The sequence below is a fragment of the Streptomyces sp. TLI_146 genome (assembly GCF_002846415.1).
Lineage (GTDB): Bacteria > Actinomycetota > Actinomycetes > Streptomycetales > Streptomycetaceae > Streptomyces.
This window is the reverse complement of the sequence record NZ_PJMX01000001.1, coordinates 6,325,947-6,340,987: the sequence shown is the minus strand read 5'-3', so window position 1 is coordinate 6,340,987 and position 15,041 is coordinate 6,325,947. Positions and strand designations below refer to the sequence as shown.

At 72.1% G+C, this 15,041-nt stretch carries 17 protein-coding genes; 5 read left to right on the top strand and 12 right to left on the bottom strand.

The genetic code is table 11. The annotated features are described in order from the left end of the window. Positions 1-44: 44 nt before the first annotated feature. Both BX283_RS28465 and BX283_RS28460 read left to right on the top strand, forming a co-directional pair. Positions 45-878 (top strand): CAP domain-containing protein, encoded by an 834-nt coding sequence (locus BX283_RS28465; protein WP_101390336.1) that lies wholly within the window; start codon positions 45-47, stop codon positions 876-878. A 72-nt stretch (positions 879-950) separates the two neighbouring features. Further along, entirely contained in the window at positions 951-1,349 is a 399-nt protein-coding gene (locus BX283_RS28460) for a helix-turn-helix domain-containing protein (RefSeq protein WP_101390335.1), read from the top strand. On the opposite strand, the gene mutM is transcribed toward BX283_RS28460, so the two are convergent. The 9 genes from mutM to BX283_RS28415 form a co-directional block, all read right to left on the bottom strand. Beyond that, positions 1,322-2,182 carry a bifunctional DNA-formamidopyrimidine glycosylase/DNA-(apurinic or apyrimidinic site) lyase gene (mutM, locus tag BX283_RS28455; protein WP_101390334.1) on the bottom strand — a complete coding sequence of 287 codons (861 nt, stop codon included), beginning with the start codon at positions 2,180-2,182 and terminating at the stop codon, positions 1,322-1,324. The two genes, BX283_RS28460 and mutM, sit on opposite strands and share 28 nt — an antisense overlap. Before the next feature lie 154 nt (positions 2,183-2,336). Beyond that, positions 2,337-3,170 (bottom strand): ribonuclease III, encoded by an 834-nt coding sequence (gene rnc, locus BX283_RS28450; RefSeq protein WP_101390333.1) that lies wholly within the window; start codon positions 3,168-3,170, stop codon positions 2,337-2,339. Between the two features lie 19 nt (positions 3,171-3,189). Next, positions 3,190-3,363 (bottom strand): 50S ribosomal protein L32, encoded by a 174-nt coding sequence (gene rpmF, locus BX283_RS28445; RefSeq protein WP_101390332.1) that lies wholly within the window; start codon positions 3,361-3,363, stop codon positions 3,190-3,192. Between the two features lie 2 nt (positions 3,364-3,365). Further along, complete coding sequence (locus tag BX283_RS28440) at positions 3,366-4,016, bottom strand: DUF177 domain-containing protein (protein ID WP_101392620.1); 651 nt, start codon at positions 4,014-4,016, stop codon at positions 3,366-3,368. Positions 4,017-4,170: 154 nt separating this feature from the next. Beyond that, complete coding sequence (locus BX283_RS28435) at positions 4,171-5,235, bottom strand: cell division initiation protein (RefSeq protein ID WP_101390331.1); 1,065 nt, start codon at positions 5,233-5,235, stop codon at positions 4,171-4,173. Positions 5,236-5,331: 96 nt separating this feature from the next. After that, on the bottom strand, positions 5,332-5,814 hold the full coding sequence (coaD, locus tag BX283_RS28430) for a pantetheine-phosphate adenylyltransferase (RefSeq protein WP_180357494.1): 483 nt from the start codon (positions 5,812-5,814) through the stop codon (positions 5,332-5,334). A 20-nt stretch (positions 5,815-5,834) separates the two neighbouring features. Further along, a complete protein-coding gene (gene rsmD / locus BX283_RS28425) occupies positions 5,835-6,419 on the bottom strand; it encodes a 16S rRNA (guanine(966)-N(2))-methyltransferase RsmD (protein WP_101390329.1) in 585 nt (194 codons plus the stop codon). Between the two features lie 104 nt (positions 6,420-6,523). Continuing rightward, complete coding sequence (gene recG / locus BX283_RS28420) at positions 6,524-8,731, bottom strand: ATP-dependent DNA helicase RecG (protein ID WP_101390328.1); 2,208 nt, start codon at positions 8,729-8,731, stop codon at positions 6,524-6,526. Between the two features lie 93 nt (positions 8,732-8,824). After that, on the bottom strand, positions 8,825-10,573 hold the full coding sequence (locus BX283_RS28415; protein WP_101390327.1) for a DAK2 domain-containing protein: 1,749 nt from the start codon (positions 10,571-10,573) through the stop codon (positions 8,825-8,827). Between the two features lie 147 nt (positions 10,574-10,720). On the opposite strand from BX283_RS28415, the gene rpmB reads away from it, so the two are divergent. Then, entirely contained in the window at positions 10,721-10,906 is a 186-nt protein-coding gene (rpmB, locus tag BX283_RS28410) for a 50S ribosomal protein L28 (protein ID WP_003957616.1), read from the top strand. 219 nt (positions 10,907-11,125) lie between these two features. Here the strand turns inward: rpmB and thiD are convergent, their stop codons facing one another. Beyond that, positions 11,126-11,935: a bifunctional hydroxymethylpyrimidine kinase/phosphomethylpyrimidine kinase gene (gene thiD / locus BX283_RS28405; protein WP_101390326.1), complete on the bottom strand. Its 810-nt coding sequence runs from the start codon at positions 11,933-11,935 to the stop codon at positions 11,126-11,128. Beyond that, positions 11,932-12,894 (bottom strand): thiamine-phosphate kinase, encoded by a 963-nt coding sequence (locus BX283_RS28400; RefSeq protein WP_101390325.1) that lies wholly within the window; start codon positions 12,892-12,894, stop codon positions 11,932-11,934. The genes thiD and BX283_RS28400 overlap by 4 nt, the downstream gene beginning before the upstream one ends. A gap of 248 nt (positions 12,895-13,142) precedes the next feature. Between BX283_RS28400 and BX283_RS28395 the strand changes: the two genes are divergently transcribed. Beyond that, positions 13,143-13,376 carry an Lrp/AsnC family transcriptional regulator gene (locus BX283_RS28395; protein ID WP_064070330.1) on the top strand — a complete coding sequence of 78 codons (234 nt, stop codon included), beginning with the start codon at positions 13,143-13,145 and terminating at the stop codon, positions 13,374-13,376. A gap of 20 nt (positions 13,377-13,396) precedes the next feature. Continuing rightward, positions 13,397-13,879 carry a DUF3515 domain-containing protein gene (locus BX283_RS28390; protein WP_257583906.1) on the top strand — a complete coding sequence of 161 codons (483 nt, stop codon included), beginning with the start codon at positions 13,397-13,399 and terminating at the stop codon, positions 13,877-13,879. Here the strand turns inward: BX283_RS28390 and BX283_RS28385 are convergent. Continuing rightward, on the bottom strand, positions 13,876-15,039 hold the full coding sequence (locus BX283_RS28385) for a D-alanine--D-alanine ligase family protein (protein WP_101390324.1): 1,164 nt from the start codon (positions 15,037-15,039) through the stop codon (positions 13,876-13,878). The genes BX283_RS28390 and BX283_RS28385 overlap by 4 nt on opposite strands. Positions 15,040-15,041 lie beyond the last annotated feature (2 nt).

The window sequence follows — 15,041 nt, the reverse complement described above, 5'->3', positions numbered from 1 at the left end:
CGGCTCAGGGACCACAGCACTGAAGCAATGAGGGAGGCCCGCAGATGGGACGCCATCGTCGCTCCGCCGCGCCCACCAAGAAGAAGCCCGTGGTGCCCGTGCGCACCGGGCTGCTCGGCGCGTCCGCCGCCGTGGCGGTGGGCGCCGTGGCCATAGCCTCCGGCCTGCTGCCGGGCGGCTCCTCCTTCGAGCTCAACGGCGGGCCCACGGGCGAGCACGTCCAGGCGGGCGGCACCTCCGATCTGCGTCAGCAGGGCGGCGAGTCCGTGAAGCCGACCAGCGCGGCCCCCTCGGCGCCGATCACCTCGCCGAGCAGCCACGCGCCCCTCACCTCTCCCTCCGCGACGCCCTCCCAGAAGCCGTCGTCGGCCGCGCCGACCCCGACGCGGGAGAAGACGACCGCCCCGGCGGCCGAGCCCAAGGCGGCCACGCCGTCCGCGCGGCCCACCAAGGCGAAGGTCGTCGTCCCGGAGCAGCGGCAGGTCAAGGCGCCCAGCGCCGAGCAGGCGGCCGCCGCCACCATCGTCTCCCTGGTCAACCAGCAGCGCGCGCAGGCCGGGTGCAGCCCGGTGCGGGCCGATGCCTCGCTGGCGGCGCTGGCCACCGCGTTCAGCGACGACATGGCGGCGCGCGGCTTCTTCGACCACACCGACCCGGACGGCAAGAGCCCCTGGGACCGGGCCGCGAAGGCGGGCATCGGCAATCTGGGCGGCGAGAACATCGCCCGCGGCCAGGCGGACGCCAAGGCGGTCATGGAGGCCTGGATGAACAGCCCCGGCCACCGCGCGAACATCCTGAACTGCGACTACAAGACGCTCGGCGTCGGCGTGCACTTCGGTGACGGCGGCCCGTGGTGGACGCAGGACTTCGGCTTCTGAGCCGCTCCCCAGAACCCTCTATGAGACAGCGCTAACTTCTGGTTAGCGCTGTCTCGTCGTATGGTGGGAGACATGGAAGAGACCGCCACCGCCGACCCCGCGGACCTGCCGTTCGACGTCTTCTCCAAGGCGTGCCCCTCGCGCGGCACCCTTGAGCACGTCACCGGCCGCTGGGGCAGCCTCACGCTGGGCGCGCTCCACGAGGGGAGCTTCCGCTTCAACGAGCTGCGGCGGCGGGTCGACGGGGTGAGCGAGAAGATGCTCTCCCAGACGCTGCACGCGCTGGAGCGCGACGGGCTCGTCCACCGCGAGGCCCAGCCGACCAACCCGCCGCGCGTCGACTACACCCTGACCCCGCTGGGGTACGAGGTCGCCGAGCGCCTGCTCGGGCTGATCCACCTGATGGAGGACCGGATGCCGACGGTCCTCGAAGCCCGCGAGCGTTACGACGCGGTGCGCGGCGGGCGCTGACAGCGCGGGCAGAAGTAGCTGGACCGGTTCATCCACGGCCGCCGGCGCATCGGCGTGCCGCACCGGCGGCAGGGCTCGCCCTCGCGCCCGTACGCGTCGAGGGAGCGGTCGAAGTACCCCGACTCCCCGTTCACATTGACGTAGAGGCTGTCGAAGCTGGTGCCGCCGGCGGCGAGCGCCGCGTTCATCACGTCCCGTACGTGGCCGAGGAGTTCGGCGGACTTGGGGCGTGTGAGCGTCGAAGTGGGGCGCTCGTAGTGCAACTTGGCGCGCCACAGCGCCTCGTCGGCGTAGATGTTGCCGACGCCGCTGATGAGCGACTGGTCGAGCAGCGCGCGCTTGACCGTCGTGCGCCGCAGCCGCAGCGCGGTGAAGAAGGCGGCGTCGTCGAAGAGTTCGTCGAGCGGGTCGCGCGCGATGTGCGCGATCACGTCGGGCAGCCCGTCGGGCGTGTTGTCGTGGAGCGAGAGCCCGCCGAAGGTCCGCTGGTCGACGAAGCGCAGCTCGGTGCCGGCGGCGTCCTGGAAGCGCAGCCGGATCCGCAGGTGCTTCTCGTCGGGCGCGCTCTCGGGCTGCACCAGGAGCTGCCCGCTCATCCCGAGGTGCCCGAGCACCGACTGGCCGGTGTCCGCCAGCGGCAGCCACAGATACTTCCCCCGCCGCCGGGCCACCCCGATGCGGTGTCCCTTGAGCCGGGCCGCGAAGTCCGCCGCCCCGGCCGGATGGCGCCGCACGGCCCGGGGGTGCAGCACGTCCACGTGATCCACGACCCGCCCGGCGACCCAGCGCTCCAGCCCCCGCCGCACGACTTCCACCTCGGGCAGTTCGGGCACGGGGACTCCTCGGAAGGGGGGCGGGTCTCTGGGGTGTGCGCAGCGTATCGCGGCCCCGGGCGCGGCCGGTGGGCCGGCCGGGCTCACCGGCCCCGCGCGTGAAAAGCAACGATCCCCGCCGCACCGGAGTGCGACGGGGATCAAGGAAGACGGTTCAGGCGGCCGGGTCGGCGGCGGGGGTCGGCGTCCCGCCCTCCGGCTCGGTGACGGCGGCCTCGGCCTCCGCCTTGGCCTTCGCCAGCCGCTCGTCGGCGGACGCGCTGATCGCGCGCCATGCCGACTCCGCGGCCTGCTGCTCCGCTTCCTTCTTGCTGCGGCCGGTGCCGGTGCCGTACGAGACACCACCGACGCGGGCGGCAGCAGTGAAGGTCTTCTCGTGGTCGGGACCCGTCTCGGAGACCAGGTACTCCGGAACGCCGAGGCCTTCGGCCGCGGTGAGCTCCTGGAGACTGGTCTTCCAGTCCAGGCCGGCCCCGAGGTTCGAGGACTTCTCGATCAGGGGGTCGAAGAGCCGGTGGACGAGCTCGGAAGCCGCCTCAAGACCCTGGTCCAGATAGACCGCGCCGATCACCGCTTCAAGCGTGTCGGCGAGGATGGAAGCCTTGTCCCGGCCGCCCGTGCCCTCTTCGCCCCGGCCGAGCCGGATGAAGGAGCCGAGGTCGAGCCCACGGCCCACCTGCGCCAGCGCACGAGAGTTGACCACCGCGGCCCGGAGCTTGGCCAGCTGGCCTTCCGGGAGATCGGGGTGGGTGCGGTACAGCGTGTCCGTGACGACCAGGCCCAGCACGGAGTCCCCGAGGAACTCCAGCCGCTCGTTGGTCGGCAGACCGCCGTTCTCGTACGCGTACGAACGATGGGTCAGCGCACGCACCAGAAGGGCGGACTCAAGGTGATACCCGAGCCGCCCTTCCAGAAGCGTGTGGGACGAGGCCGAGTTGTTGTCGCTACTGCCCGCCTTCTTGGCGCCGGCATTCGACAGATCAGACATCGGGCCTCTCACCAGCCGCTCAGACCTCGAGGACCTGGCGCTTGTTGTAGGTGCCGCAGCTCGGGCACGCGATGTGCTGCTGCTTCGGCTCCTGGCAACGCTCACACGTAACCAGGGTGGGGACCGCAGCCTTCCACTGCGACCGGCGGTGGCGCGTGTTGCTGCGCGACATCTTCCGCTTCGGAACAGCCACGGCTACTTCTCCTGCTTCTCGGCGGCGCGCTGCACGTCAGAGGCAGTGCCGCTCATGTTGTCCTTCTCGCCGTCCTGGATGGTCCCGGCGAGTCCTTGCAGTGCCGCCCAACGGATGTCGACGGCGTCGTGGTGGTGGTCGGGGTCGTCCTCAAGCCTGAATCCACATGTGGAACACAGGCCGAGGCAGGTCTCCCGGCACACCGGCTGCATCGGCAGTGCGAGCACCACCGCATCACGCAGCACGGGCTCAAGGTCGAAAAGTCCGTCCTCAAGCGGGATGGTGTCGTCCTCGTCCTCGGCGTCGTCGGCCGGCTCCGCCTTCTTGCTGCGGCCCCGGTCGTCGGCGTCAGGGTACGAGAACAACTCCTGGAAGTCCGCATCGAGCGCGAGCTCCAGCGGCTCCAGACACCTTACGCACTCACCCTCGGCCGATGCACGGGCGGTGCCTGTGACAAGCACCCCTTCCATGACCGACTCCAGGCGGAGCTCGATCTCCACCGGCGCGCCCTGGGGCACTCCGACGACGCCGTCGATCCCGAGATCGGCGGGCGCCTCGACCGTGCGGGAGATCCGCTGGAGCGCACCGGGACGCCGGCCCAGCTCGTGTGTGTCGAACACGAGGGGGTTGCGGTGGTCGAGGTGCGTGCTCAGGGTTCTTCCCGCTTTCGGATCGTGGAGGGTGGCCGCCTTGCGACGCCGTGGGTGCGGCGATGCGCGGGCAGCGTTGATCGCGGACGTACGCGCGACCGAACAGCCAGGATACTGGACGCGCCGCGATTGACCCAATCCGGGCCGCGGCGCCCGGCTACCGCCCCTGCTCGTACTGCCGCAGCTGTTCCAGGTCGATCATGCTCGTGTCGAACAGGCTGGTCTCGTCCAGGGCGGGCTGCGGCGGGTGCGCGGGCTGCTGCGGGACGGCCTGCTGGCCGTGGTGGCCGTAGGCCTGCTGGTCGTAGCCGTACGGGTCCTGCTGCGGCTGCTGCTGGTCGTAGCCGTACTGCGCGTACTGCTGCTGGGGCTGCTGGTAGGCGTACGGGTCCTGCTGGGGCTGCGCCTGGGCCTGGCCGTAGCCGTACGGGTCGTAGACCTGCGCCGGGACCTGGGCCTGCTGGGGCGCGGCCGCCTGCGGCTGGGGGTCGGCCAGCTCGGCCAGGCCCGCGAGGTAGTCCGCGTCGCTGGTGTGGCCCCCGCCGAGGGCTCCCGCGGCGTCCTGGGCGGCCATGTGCGCGCCCAGCTCGTCGCTGGCGATCCGGCCGTGCAGGGTCTCGCGGCCGCGGCCGACCGCTTCGAGGGTCTTGGCGAGGACGGCCTCGAAGGCGCCGAGCTTGGTGTCGATGTACTCGTCGGCCCGCCGGATCAGGGTCTGCGGGTCGGGGCTGTACTCGGGGGCGTCCGCGTCGGCCTGGCCCTGCTCGTCCAGGCCGGGGCCGCGCCCGAGCAGCTTCTCGCGGCCGCGGTCGACCGAGCCGATGGTCTTGGTGAGGACGACCTCGAAGTTGGCCAGCTTGGAGTCGACGTAGTCGTCGGCCTCGGCGCGGATCTCGTCGGCCTCGCGCTTGGCGTCGGCGAGGATCCGGTCGGCCTCGTCCTGCGACTGCCGGGCGACGGCCGTGTCGGAGATCAGCGTGCCCCGCTGGGCGTGCGCGGACTCGATGATCCGCTCGGCCTCCTGGCGGGCCTGCTCGACCAGCTGCTCGCGGCCGCCGATCAGCTCCTGGGCCTGGGCGAGTGAGCCGGGCAGGGCCTGGCGCACCTCCTCCAGGAGCGCGAGCAGCTCGGCGCGGTTGACCACGCACGAGGCCGACATGGGCATGGAGCGGGCACCGGCGACGACGTCGACGATCTCGTCCAGCTTCTTCTGCACGTCCACCGTGGGCTCGCCACTCTCTACGACTGGTTGGGAGACGGACGGGACGACTGTAAGGCCAGTCGGGGCCCGCCCGACACCAGCTGACGCATCGTCAGCTCAGCGCTGCTCGGCGATCCGGGCGACCAGTGCCTCGTGGACGGTGGCGGGCAGCAGGTGGGAGACGTCTCCGCCCCATGCCGCGACCTCCTTGACCAGCGACGACGACAGGAAGCTGTACGTCGGGTTGGTCGGCACGAACAGCGTCTCGACGCCCGAGAGCCCGTTGTTCATCTGGGCCATCTGGAGCTCGTAGTCGAAGTCGCTGACCGCGCGCAGGCCCTTCACGATGGCGGGGATGTCACGCTGCTTGCAGAAGTCGACCAGCAGGCCGTGGAAGGACTCGACTTCCACGTTGCCGAAGTCGGCGGTCACCTCGCGGATCATCCCGATCCGCTCCTCGATGGTGAACAGGCCCTTCTTCGACTGGTTGATCATCACCGCGACGTGCACCACGTCGTACAGCTTGGAGGCGCGGGCGATGATGTCGAGGTGTCCATTGGTGATGGGGTCGAACGACCCCGGACAGACTGCTCGGCGCAACTGATGTCCCTCGCTCCCGGTCATGGTGCGTCTTCGCACGTAGAGGCGGCGCGACCGTACCAAAGCGTGCCCTCGCCGTAGCGACGGGCCCGCAGTGCCTCGAACCCCTGCGGCCAGCCGAATTCTCCGCCTCTGGTGCTGCGCTCCACGGTGACCAGGCACTCGTCGGCGAGCCAGCCCTCCGTGCGGAGTGTGAGGAGGATCTCGCGAAGATCGTCGTCGGTCACCGCATACGGCGGGTCGAGAAACACCACGTCAAAGGGGGTTTCGGGAGCCGGGCCCGCAACGATCTGCTCCGCTTTTCCGTTACGTACCTCCGCGCCCGGAAGGCCCAGTACGCGCACGTTGTCGCGGACGGTCTTCACGGCCCGGGCGTCGGCCTCGACGAGCAGCGCGTGCGAGGCGCCCCGGGAGAGGGCCTCCAGGCCGACCGCGCCCGACCCGGCGTACAGATCCGCGACCCGGATCCCCTCCAGCGTGCCGAGCAGGGCCTCCCAGGTGGAGAAGAGGCCCTCGCGCGCGCGGTCGGAGGTGGGGCGGGTGCCGTTGCCCGGCGGTACGGCCAGGCGGCGTCCGCCGGCCCGGCCGGCGATCACGCGGGTCATCTGAGTCCTTGTCGGTGTACGTACGTCACTGGTGTCCCCCAGTTTCTCAGAACCCGGCGCGAACGCCGCCCGCGCGCCCCGGTCGGCCCCTTGTCAGCCCCATGTCAGCCCTTGTCGAGGTACTGCTCGCGGTCCTTGTCCAGCAGGGCGTCCAGGGCCGTCCGCAGTGCGGGCAGCCGTTCCAGATCCGGGTCCTCGGCCACCACGGCCACCGCCTCCTCGCGGGCCGCCGCGATCACCTCCTCGTCCTCGATGACCGCGAGCATCCGCAGCGACGAGCGCACACCCGACTGGGCCTGGCCCAGCACATCGCCCTCGCGGCGCTGCTCCAGGTCGATCCGGGAGAGCTCGAAGCCGTCGAGGGTGGCGGCCACCGCGTTCAGCCGGGCCCGGGCCGCGCTCGCCTCCGGCATCTCGGTGACCAGCAGGCACAGGCCCGGGGCCGAGCCGCGGCCGACGCGGCCGCGCAGCTGGTGCAGCTGCGAGACACCGAACCGGTCCGCGTCCATGATCACCATCGCGGTGGCGTTCGGCACGTTCACCCCGACCTCGATGACCGTGGTCGCGATCAGCGCGTCCACCTCGCCGGCCGCGAACCGGCGCATCACGTCGTCCTTGTCGTCCGGCTGCATCCGGCCGTGCAGCACCTCGACGCGCAGCCCCTGGAGCGGGCCCTTGCGGAGCTGCTCGGCCATGTCCAGGACGGCGAGCGGCGGCCGCTTCTCCGCCTCGTCCTCCGCGGACTTCTTCTTGCCCGCCTTCTTCCCGTCCGCCTCGTCCGCGGAGTCACCGATGCGCGGACACACCACGTACGCCTGGTGGCCCTTGGCGACCTCCTCGCGGACCCGCTCCCAGGCGCGGGCCAGGAAGTGCGGCTTGTCCTGGGCGGGGACGACATGGCTGGCGATGGGCGAACGACCCGCCGGGAGCTGGTCCAGGACGGAGGTCTCCAGGTCGCCGAAGACGGTCATGGCGACCGTGCGCGGGATCGGGGTGGCCGTCATCACCAGGAGGTGCGGGGGCTGCTTGCCCTTGCCGCGCAGGGCGTCGCGCTGCTCGACGCCGAACCGGTGCTGCTCGTCGACGACGACCAGGCCCAGGTCGTGGAACTGCACCTTGTCCTCGATCAGCGCGTGCGTGCCGATGACGATCCCCGCCTCGCCGGTGACCAGGTCCAGCAGCGCCTGGCGGCGGGCGGGCGCGCCCATCGACCCGGTGAGCAGCACGACCTTGGTACCGAGGTCGGAGCCGCCCAGCATCCCGCCCTCGGCGAGCTCGCCCATCATCTCGGTGATGGACCGGTGGTGCTGCTGGGCCAGGACCTCGGTGGGCGCGAGCATCGCTGCCTGGCCGCCGCTGTCGACCACGGCGAGCATGGCGCGCAGGGCGACCATCGTCTTGCCGGAGCCGACCTCGCCCTGGAGCAGCCGGTGCATCGGGTGCTCGGTCGCCAGGTCGTCGAAGATCTCCTTGGAGACCGTGCGCTGGCCGTCGGTGAGGGTGAAGGGGAGCTTGGCGTCGAAGGCGTCGAGCAGGCCGTCGGGGGTGGGTCTGCGGGCCACCGCGGGCAGTTGGGCGTCCGCGTGACGGCGCCGGGCCAGGGCCACCTGGAGGACGAACGCCTCGTCCCACTTCAGCCGCTGGCGGGCCTGCTCCACGTCGTCCTTGGTGTGCGGCCGGTGGACCTTGAGCAGCGCCTCGGGCAGCGGGACGAAGCCACGGCCCTCCCGCAGGGAGGGGGGCAGCGGGTCCACTGCCTCCTGGGCGCTGGGCAGCACCGCGTCGACCGCCTTGGCGATCTTCCAGGACTCCAGGCCCTTGCAGGCGGGGTAGATCGGGATGAGCGCGCCCGCCCAGGAGTCCACCACCTCGGCGGAGTCGTCGCCGTCGGCGCTCAGCTTCGCGTACGTGGGGTGGGCGAGCTGGAGGCGGCGGTTGAACATCGACACCTTGCCCGCGAACATCGCGCGGCTGCCGGGCAGCAGCTCCTTGTGCGGCTTGTGGATGCCGCGGCCGAAGAAGACCAGCTGGAGGCGGCCGCTGCCGTCGGTGATGGTGATCTCCAGGCGCTGGCCGCGGCCGCCGTTGAACGTGTGCACGCGCGCGTCGGCCACCTGGGCGACGACCGTCACGTCCTCGTCGAGGGGCAGCTCGGCCAGCTTGGTCAGCTGGCCGCGCTCCTCGTACCGCCGCGGGTAGTGGTGGAGGAGGTCGCCGACCGTGTGCAGGTCGAGCTGCTCGGCCATGACCTTCGCGGTGGGGCCGCCGAGCAGCTTCTTGAGGGGTTCATCGAGCGCAGGCACGCGATCCATTGCACACCACACCACTGACATCCCGCAGGATCCCCCGGCCCCCTGTGGACAACTCACCGCGTACGGCGCCCACTCGACGGGCCACGCGCCCCGCTACTCGACGCCGATCAGCAGCGGGGCGCTCTGGTTGCCGCCGTCGTAGACGAGCGTGTCGACCGCGAGATGGGCCTCGCGCACATGGGCCTCGATGCCGGGCGCCAGCTCGGCGGGGGCGTCGGCGGCCAGCACCAGGGTGACCAGTTCGCCGCCCGCCGCCAGCATCCGGTCCAGGACCGCCTTCGCGGTACGGGCCAGGTCCTGCCCGATCACGGCCACGTCGCCGTCGATGAGGCCCAGCACGTCCCCGGCCTGGCAGATGCCTGCCGTGGTCCACGACTGCCGCTCCGCGACGGCCAGTTCCGCGTACCGGGTGGCCCCGGCCGCCGCCGTCATCGCGACCACGTCCTCGTCGAAGCGGCGGTCGGGGGCGTGCACCGCGAGCGCGGCGAGGCCCTGGACGGCGGACCGGGTGGGGATGAGCGCGACCCGTACGCCCTCGGTGCGCGCCTGCTCCGCGGCCGCGGCGGCGGTGTGGCGCAGCTCGGCGTCGTTGGGCAGCAGCACGACCTCGCGCGCGTGGGCGCGGCGGATCGCGTCGACGAGCTCGCCGCTGGCCGGGGGCTCGCCGGGCCGGGCGAGGACGGCGGTCGCCCCGGCCTCGGCGCACAGCCCGGCCAGGCCCTCGCCGGGCACGACCGCCACGACGGCCCGCTGGACCTGCTCGCGCGGCTCGGGGCGGGCCCCGAAGTGGGTGATGCGGATCCGGTACGGGCGGCCCGCCTCCACGCCTGCCTCGACGGCCGCGCCCGCGTCGTCCACGTGTACGTGGACGTTCCACAGCCCGTCGCCGCCGACGACCACCAGGGAGTCCCCGAGCACGTCGAGGCGGCCCCGCAGCCGGGCCACGGCGTCGTCATCGGCTTCCAGGAGGTAGATCACCTCGAAGGCGGGCCCGGCGCTCTCCACAGGCTCGGAGGGGCAGGTGTGCGGGTCGAGCGGCGGATGCGCCTCGTGCCGTACCACCGGTGCCTCGCCCGAGAGCGCCTGCGCCAGCGCCCCCAGGACCGTCACCAGACCCCAGCCGCCCGCGTCCACGACCCCGGCGCGGCCGAGGACCGCGAGCTGCCCGGGCGTCTCCTCCAGGGCCCGCCGGGCTCCGCCGTAGGCGGCGGTGGCCACGGCCGCCGCGTCGCCGTCCGTCCCCCGGGCCGCGTCGGCCGCTGCCGTCGCCACTGTCAGGACCGTGCCCTCGACCGGGTGCGCGACCGCCTCGTACGCCGACTCGGCGGCCCGGCGCAGGGCCCCGGACAGGTCCGTGCCGCGCTCGGCCAGGACCTCGGCCATGCCGCGCAGCAGCTGGGAGAGGATCGTGCCGGAGTTGCCGCGTGCGCCCACCAGGGCGCCGTGCGCCATGGCCCGTATGACGTCGGCCGTCTTGGGCTCCCCGGTCTGCGGCACCTCGGTGTACGCGGCGAAGACCGCCTCGACCGCCTGGTGGGCGGACTCCACGGTCAGATAGAGGTTGGTGCCGGTGTCCCCGTCCGCGACGGGGTAGACGTTGACCGCGTCGATCTCCTCGCGGTCCCGGCCGAGCCCGTCCAGGGCCAGCGAGCACCAGGTGCGTACCGCGACGGCGTCCAGGGCCCGCCCGTCTCCCACCACCGCCCTCAACGGAGGCCCTGCGGGCCGCCCCTCCTTCTCGTGCACCTGGTGTCCTCCTTGGGCGGCCGGTGAGCTGCGGGCCAGCAGCAGGGTAGACCCGGGGCGGGGCGTCGGCCCGGGGTGGGGTGCGGCGGCGGTCATGGTAGTTTCGTATCTCGGGAGCAGCCGTTGTATGCTGCTTCGGTTGCCCGGCGAGAGTCGGGCCATTCCCCGGCAAGCCACTTCAGATCTCTGATTCCGGTGCGCCGGTTTTCACTGTAAGTGCATCTGAAGTCTTTGGAGTGACCCGTGGCTGCCAACTGCGACGTCTGCGGCAAGGGGCCGGGCTTCGGCAACAACATTTCGCACTCGCACCGCCGTACGTCTCGTCGCTGGAACCCGAACATCCAGCGTGTGCGTGCCGTGGTCGGTCGGACGCCGAAGCGGCTCAACGTCTGCACCTCGTGCATCAAGGCCGGCAAGGTCTCGCGCTAACGCCGACGTTTCGTCGTAGCGCAGCCTTTCCGGTTGCCCAAAAAGCCGGTCCACCTTGGTGGGCCGGCTTTTTGTCGTGCGTTTTCGACCTGCGGCCGGTGGGCCCAAAGGGCCGGTGCCGGTCTGCGGACCGTGCGTGGCTGGGCGCGCAGTTCCCCGCGCCCCTGGGGGGATGGGGGCGATCGGGGCGAGAAGCCCATCAGGTAGCCCCCGCACCCCTCAGCCGGTGCGCCACCGCCAGCCATGATCCACCGGGCCGATCCCCGCCCCCAGTGCGAACCCCGCCCCGATCGCCCCCGTCACGTACTCCTTCGCTGACACCGCCGCCTCCGGGACCGTGAGGCCCTTCGCGAGGCCCGAGGCCAGGGCGGAGGCCAGGGTGCAGCCGGTGCCGTGCGTGTGGCGGTTGTCCAGGCGCGGGGTGCGGAGCCAGTGCTCCCGCGTGCCGTCGGTGAGCAGGTCGGCCGCCTCCGGGGACGCCGAGCCCGCCAGGTGACCCCCCTTGATCAGGGCCCAGCGGGGGCCGTGGGCGAGGATCGCCTCCGCCGCCCGCCGCATTCCGTCCTCGTCCTCGACCCGTACGCCCGTGAGCTGCGCCACTTCGTCCAGGTTGGGCGTGGCCACGGTCGCGACCGGGAGCAGCCGGGTCCGTACGGACTCCAGTGCCTCCGCCGCCAGCAGCGCGTCGCCGTGCTTGGAGACCCCTACGGGGTCCACGACCACCGGCGCGTCCGTCGCGGACAGGAGTTCCGCGACCGTCTCCACCAGGGCGGCGGACGAGAGCATTCCCGTCTTGACCGCCTGGACGCCGATGTCGTCGACCACCGAGCGGTACTGCGCCCGGACCGCCTCGGCGGGCAGCTCCCAGGCGCCCTGGACGCCCAGCGAGTTCTGCGCGGTCACGGCGGTGATCACGCTCATCCCGTGGACGCCGAGGGCCAGCATCGTCTTGAGGTCGGCCTGGATGCCCGCGCCGCCGCCGGAGTCGGAACCGGCGACGGTCAGCACCCGGGGCGGCGCGGCGCTCACTCCGCGTCCCCGAAGTGGTCCCAGCCGCCCTTCGCGGTCCAGGGGGCGCCGTCGACGGTCACCTGCGGCAGCGCCGACGGGTTGAGCACCTCCCCGATCACCTTCCAGCGCGCGGGCAGCTTCACGTCCGGCGGGAACGTCGCCACGATCGCGTGGTCCTCTCCCCCGGTCAGCACCCACTGGATCGGGTCGATGCCGACCGCCTGGCCGATGTCGTTCATCTGCGTCGGGATGTCGATCAGGCCCGAGCGCAGGTCGATACGGACCTTGCTCGCCTCCGCGATGTGCCCGAGGTCCGCCACCAGGCCGTCGCTGACGTCCGTCATGGCGGTGGCGCCGAGCCCGGCGGCCGCGGGGCCCGCGTGGTACGGCGGCTCCGGGCGGCGGTGGGCCTCCACGAAGGCGCGCGGCGAGCGGAAGCCGCGCGAGAGCACCGCGTAGCCCGCCGCCGACCAGCCGAGCCAGCCGGTCACCGCGACCACGTCGCCCGGCTGGGCGCCGCCGCGGGTCACCGGCTCGTGGTTGCGCAGGTCGCCGAGGGCGGTGATGGCGACGGTGATGGTGTCGCCGCGCACGACGTCGCCGCCGACCACGGCCGCCCCCGCGACCTGGCACTCGTCACGGATCCCGTCCATCAGCTCGACCGGCCAGGTGGCCGGGAGCTCGGCCGGGACGACCAGCCCGAGCAGCAGTGCCGTCGGGACCGCGCCCATGGCGGCGATATCGGCCAGATTCTGCGCGGCGGCCTTGCGGCCCACGTCGTACGCGGTCGACCAGTCGCGCCGGAAGTGGCGGCCCTCCAGGAGGATGTCCGTGCTCGCCACCACCCTGCGGTCGGGTGCGGTCACGACCGCGGCGTCGTCGCCGGGGCCGATCCGGACCGCGGGGGTCGAGGTGAGCCGGGAGGTCAGCTCCCTGATGAGCCCGAACTCCCCCAACTCGCCCACAGTGCCTTTCACCGTGCCACCTCTCATCCTCGTACCCCTTGGCACCCGGTGCGCTCGCGGTCGCGAGCCGTCATCTCGGTGGGTACCGTCAACACATACGTCAACTTCTGCTCCGCGCACGCGGATGTGCGAGCGCCCGCGCCTGCGCGGTACTCCCCGGCGCACACGGCGACGCGATACCGTGGCGTCTCTTTCTTCCCCCCTTGGGCCTCCCCGCCGTAGGGAGGGGACATGATCCTCGTGGCCGCCCTGGAGGTTCCGTGGTACAGGCGTACATCCTCATCCAGACCGAGGTGGGCAAGGCGTCGACCGTCGCCGAGACCATCGCAAAGATTCCGGGGGTGATCCAGGCCGAGGACGTCACCGGGCCGTACGACGTGATCGTGCGCGCCCAGGCGGACACGGTCGACGAGCTGGGCCGCATGGTGGTCGCCAAGGTCCAGCAGGTGGACGGGATCACCCGCACCCTGACCTGCCCGGTGGTTCATCTGTAGCCCCCGCTTACCCTTGACCGGTGACTTCTCCGCGCCGCCGTCCGCTGCTCACCCTGCCCGCGGTCGCCATGCTCATGGCGGCCGCGGGCTGTTCTTCCTCGTCCGACGCCGACACGGGGACCGCGGTTCCCTCGCCGGCGGCGAAGGAGGCGGCCGCCTGCGCGGCGCTGGACAAGGCGCTGCCGGACACCGTGGCCGGGCAGAAGCGGCACGACCCCACCCCTGACTCACCGCTGACGGCCCGGTGGGGGAACGGGGACGCGGAGATCGTACTGCGCTGCGGCATCCCGCGACCCGAGGAGATGTCGGATCCGACGCTCCCGGGCGTCGGCGTCGAGGGCGTCGACTGGACCGTGCAGCAGCGCGCCGAGGGGCCCCGCTTCATCACCCAGTACCGGGACCCCTACGTCGAGCTGCGAACGGGCAAGCGCTACGCGAACGACGCGTCCGTGCTCCAGCCGTTCGGCGCCCCCATCCAAAAGGCCATCGCGAAGACGGTCTAACGCAGGCCCGTGGAGCGGCGCAGCGCCGCGTCGATCAGCCGGTCCACCAGCTCCGCGTAGTCGACGCCGGTGGCCTCCCACATCCGCGGGTACATCGAGATCGGCGTGAAGCCCGGCATCGTGTTGATCTCGTTGATCACGAACTCGCCGTTCTCCTGGAGGAAGAAGTCCGCCCGGACCAATCCCTCGCAGGACGCGGCCTCGAACGCCTCCACGGCGAGCCGGCGCACCTCGGCGGTGGCCTCGGCGCCGATCGGCGCGGGCACGATCCCGTCGGCCGAGTCGATGTACTTGGCCTCGAAGTCGTAGAAGGCGTGGTCGGTGACCGGCGGGATCTCGGCCGGCACGCTCGCGCGCGGCCCGTCCTCGAACTCCAGGACGCCGCACTCGATCTCACGGCCGCGCAGCAGCGACTCGACCAGGAACTTGGGGTCGTGGCGCCGCGCCTCCTCGATGGCCTCGTCCAGGCCCTCGAAGGAGTCGACCTTGGTGATGCCGAAGGAGGAGCCGGCCCGGGCCGGCTTGATGAACAGCGGCCAGCCGTGCTCGCCCGCGAACGCGGCGATCCGCTTGCGGGCGCCCTGCTGGTCCTGCTCCCACTCGCGCGGCCGGACCACCAGGTAGGGGCCGACCGGCAGCCCGAACGAGGTGAACACCCGCTTCATGTAGTCCTTGTCCTGGCCGACGGCCGAGGCGAGCACGCCCGAGCCGACATAGGGGACGCCGGAGAGCTCCAGGAGGCCCTGGAGGGTGCCGTCCTCGCCGTACGGGCCGTGCAGCACCGGGAAGACGACGTCGACCTCGCCCAGCGCCTTGGGGACCTGGCCGGGTTCGGTGTAGACGACCTCGCGGCTGTTGGGGTCCACGGGGAGCACGACGCCGCCCTCGGCGGACTCGGCGAGCTCGGCCACGCTGGGCACCTTGCGGTCGGCGATGGCCATCCGCTCCGGCTCGTCGGCGGTGAGCGCCCAGCGGCCGTCCGTCGTGATGCCGATGGGCAGCACGTCGTACTTCGTACGGTCGATGGCGCGCAGCACGGCACCGGCGGTGACGACCGAGATGCCGTGCTCGGAGCTGCGGCCGCCGAACACGACGGCCACCCGCGGCTTGCGCGGCTGCTGGGTGCTCTCAGGGCTCTGGGGGAGGTTCTCGCTGCTCATAT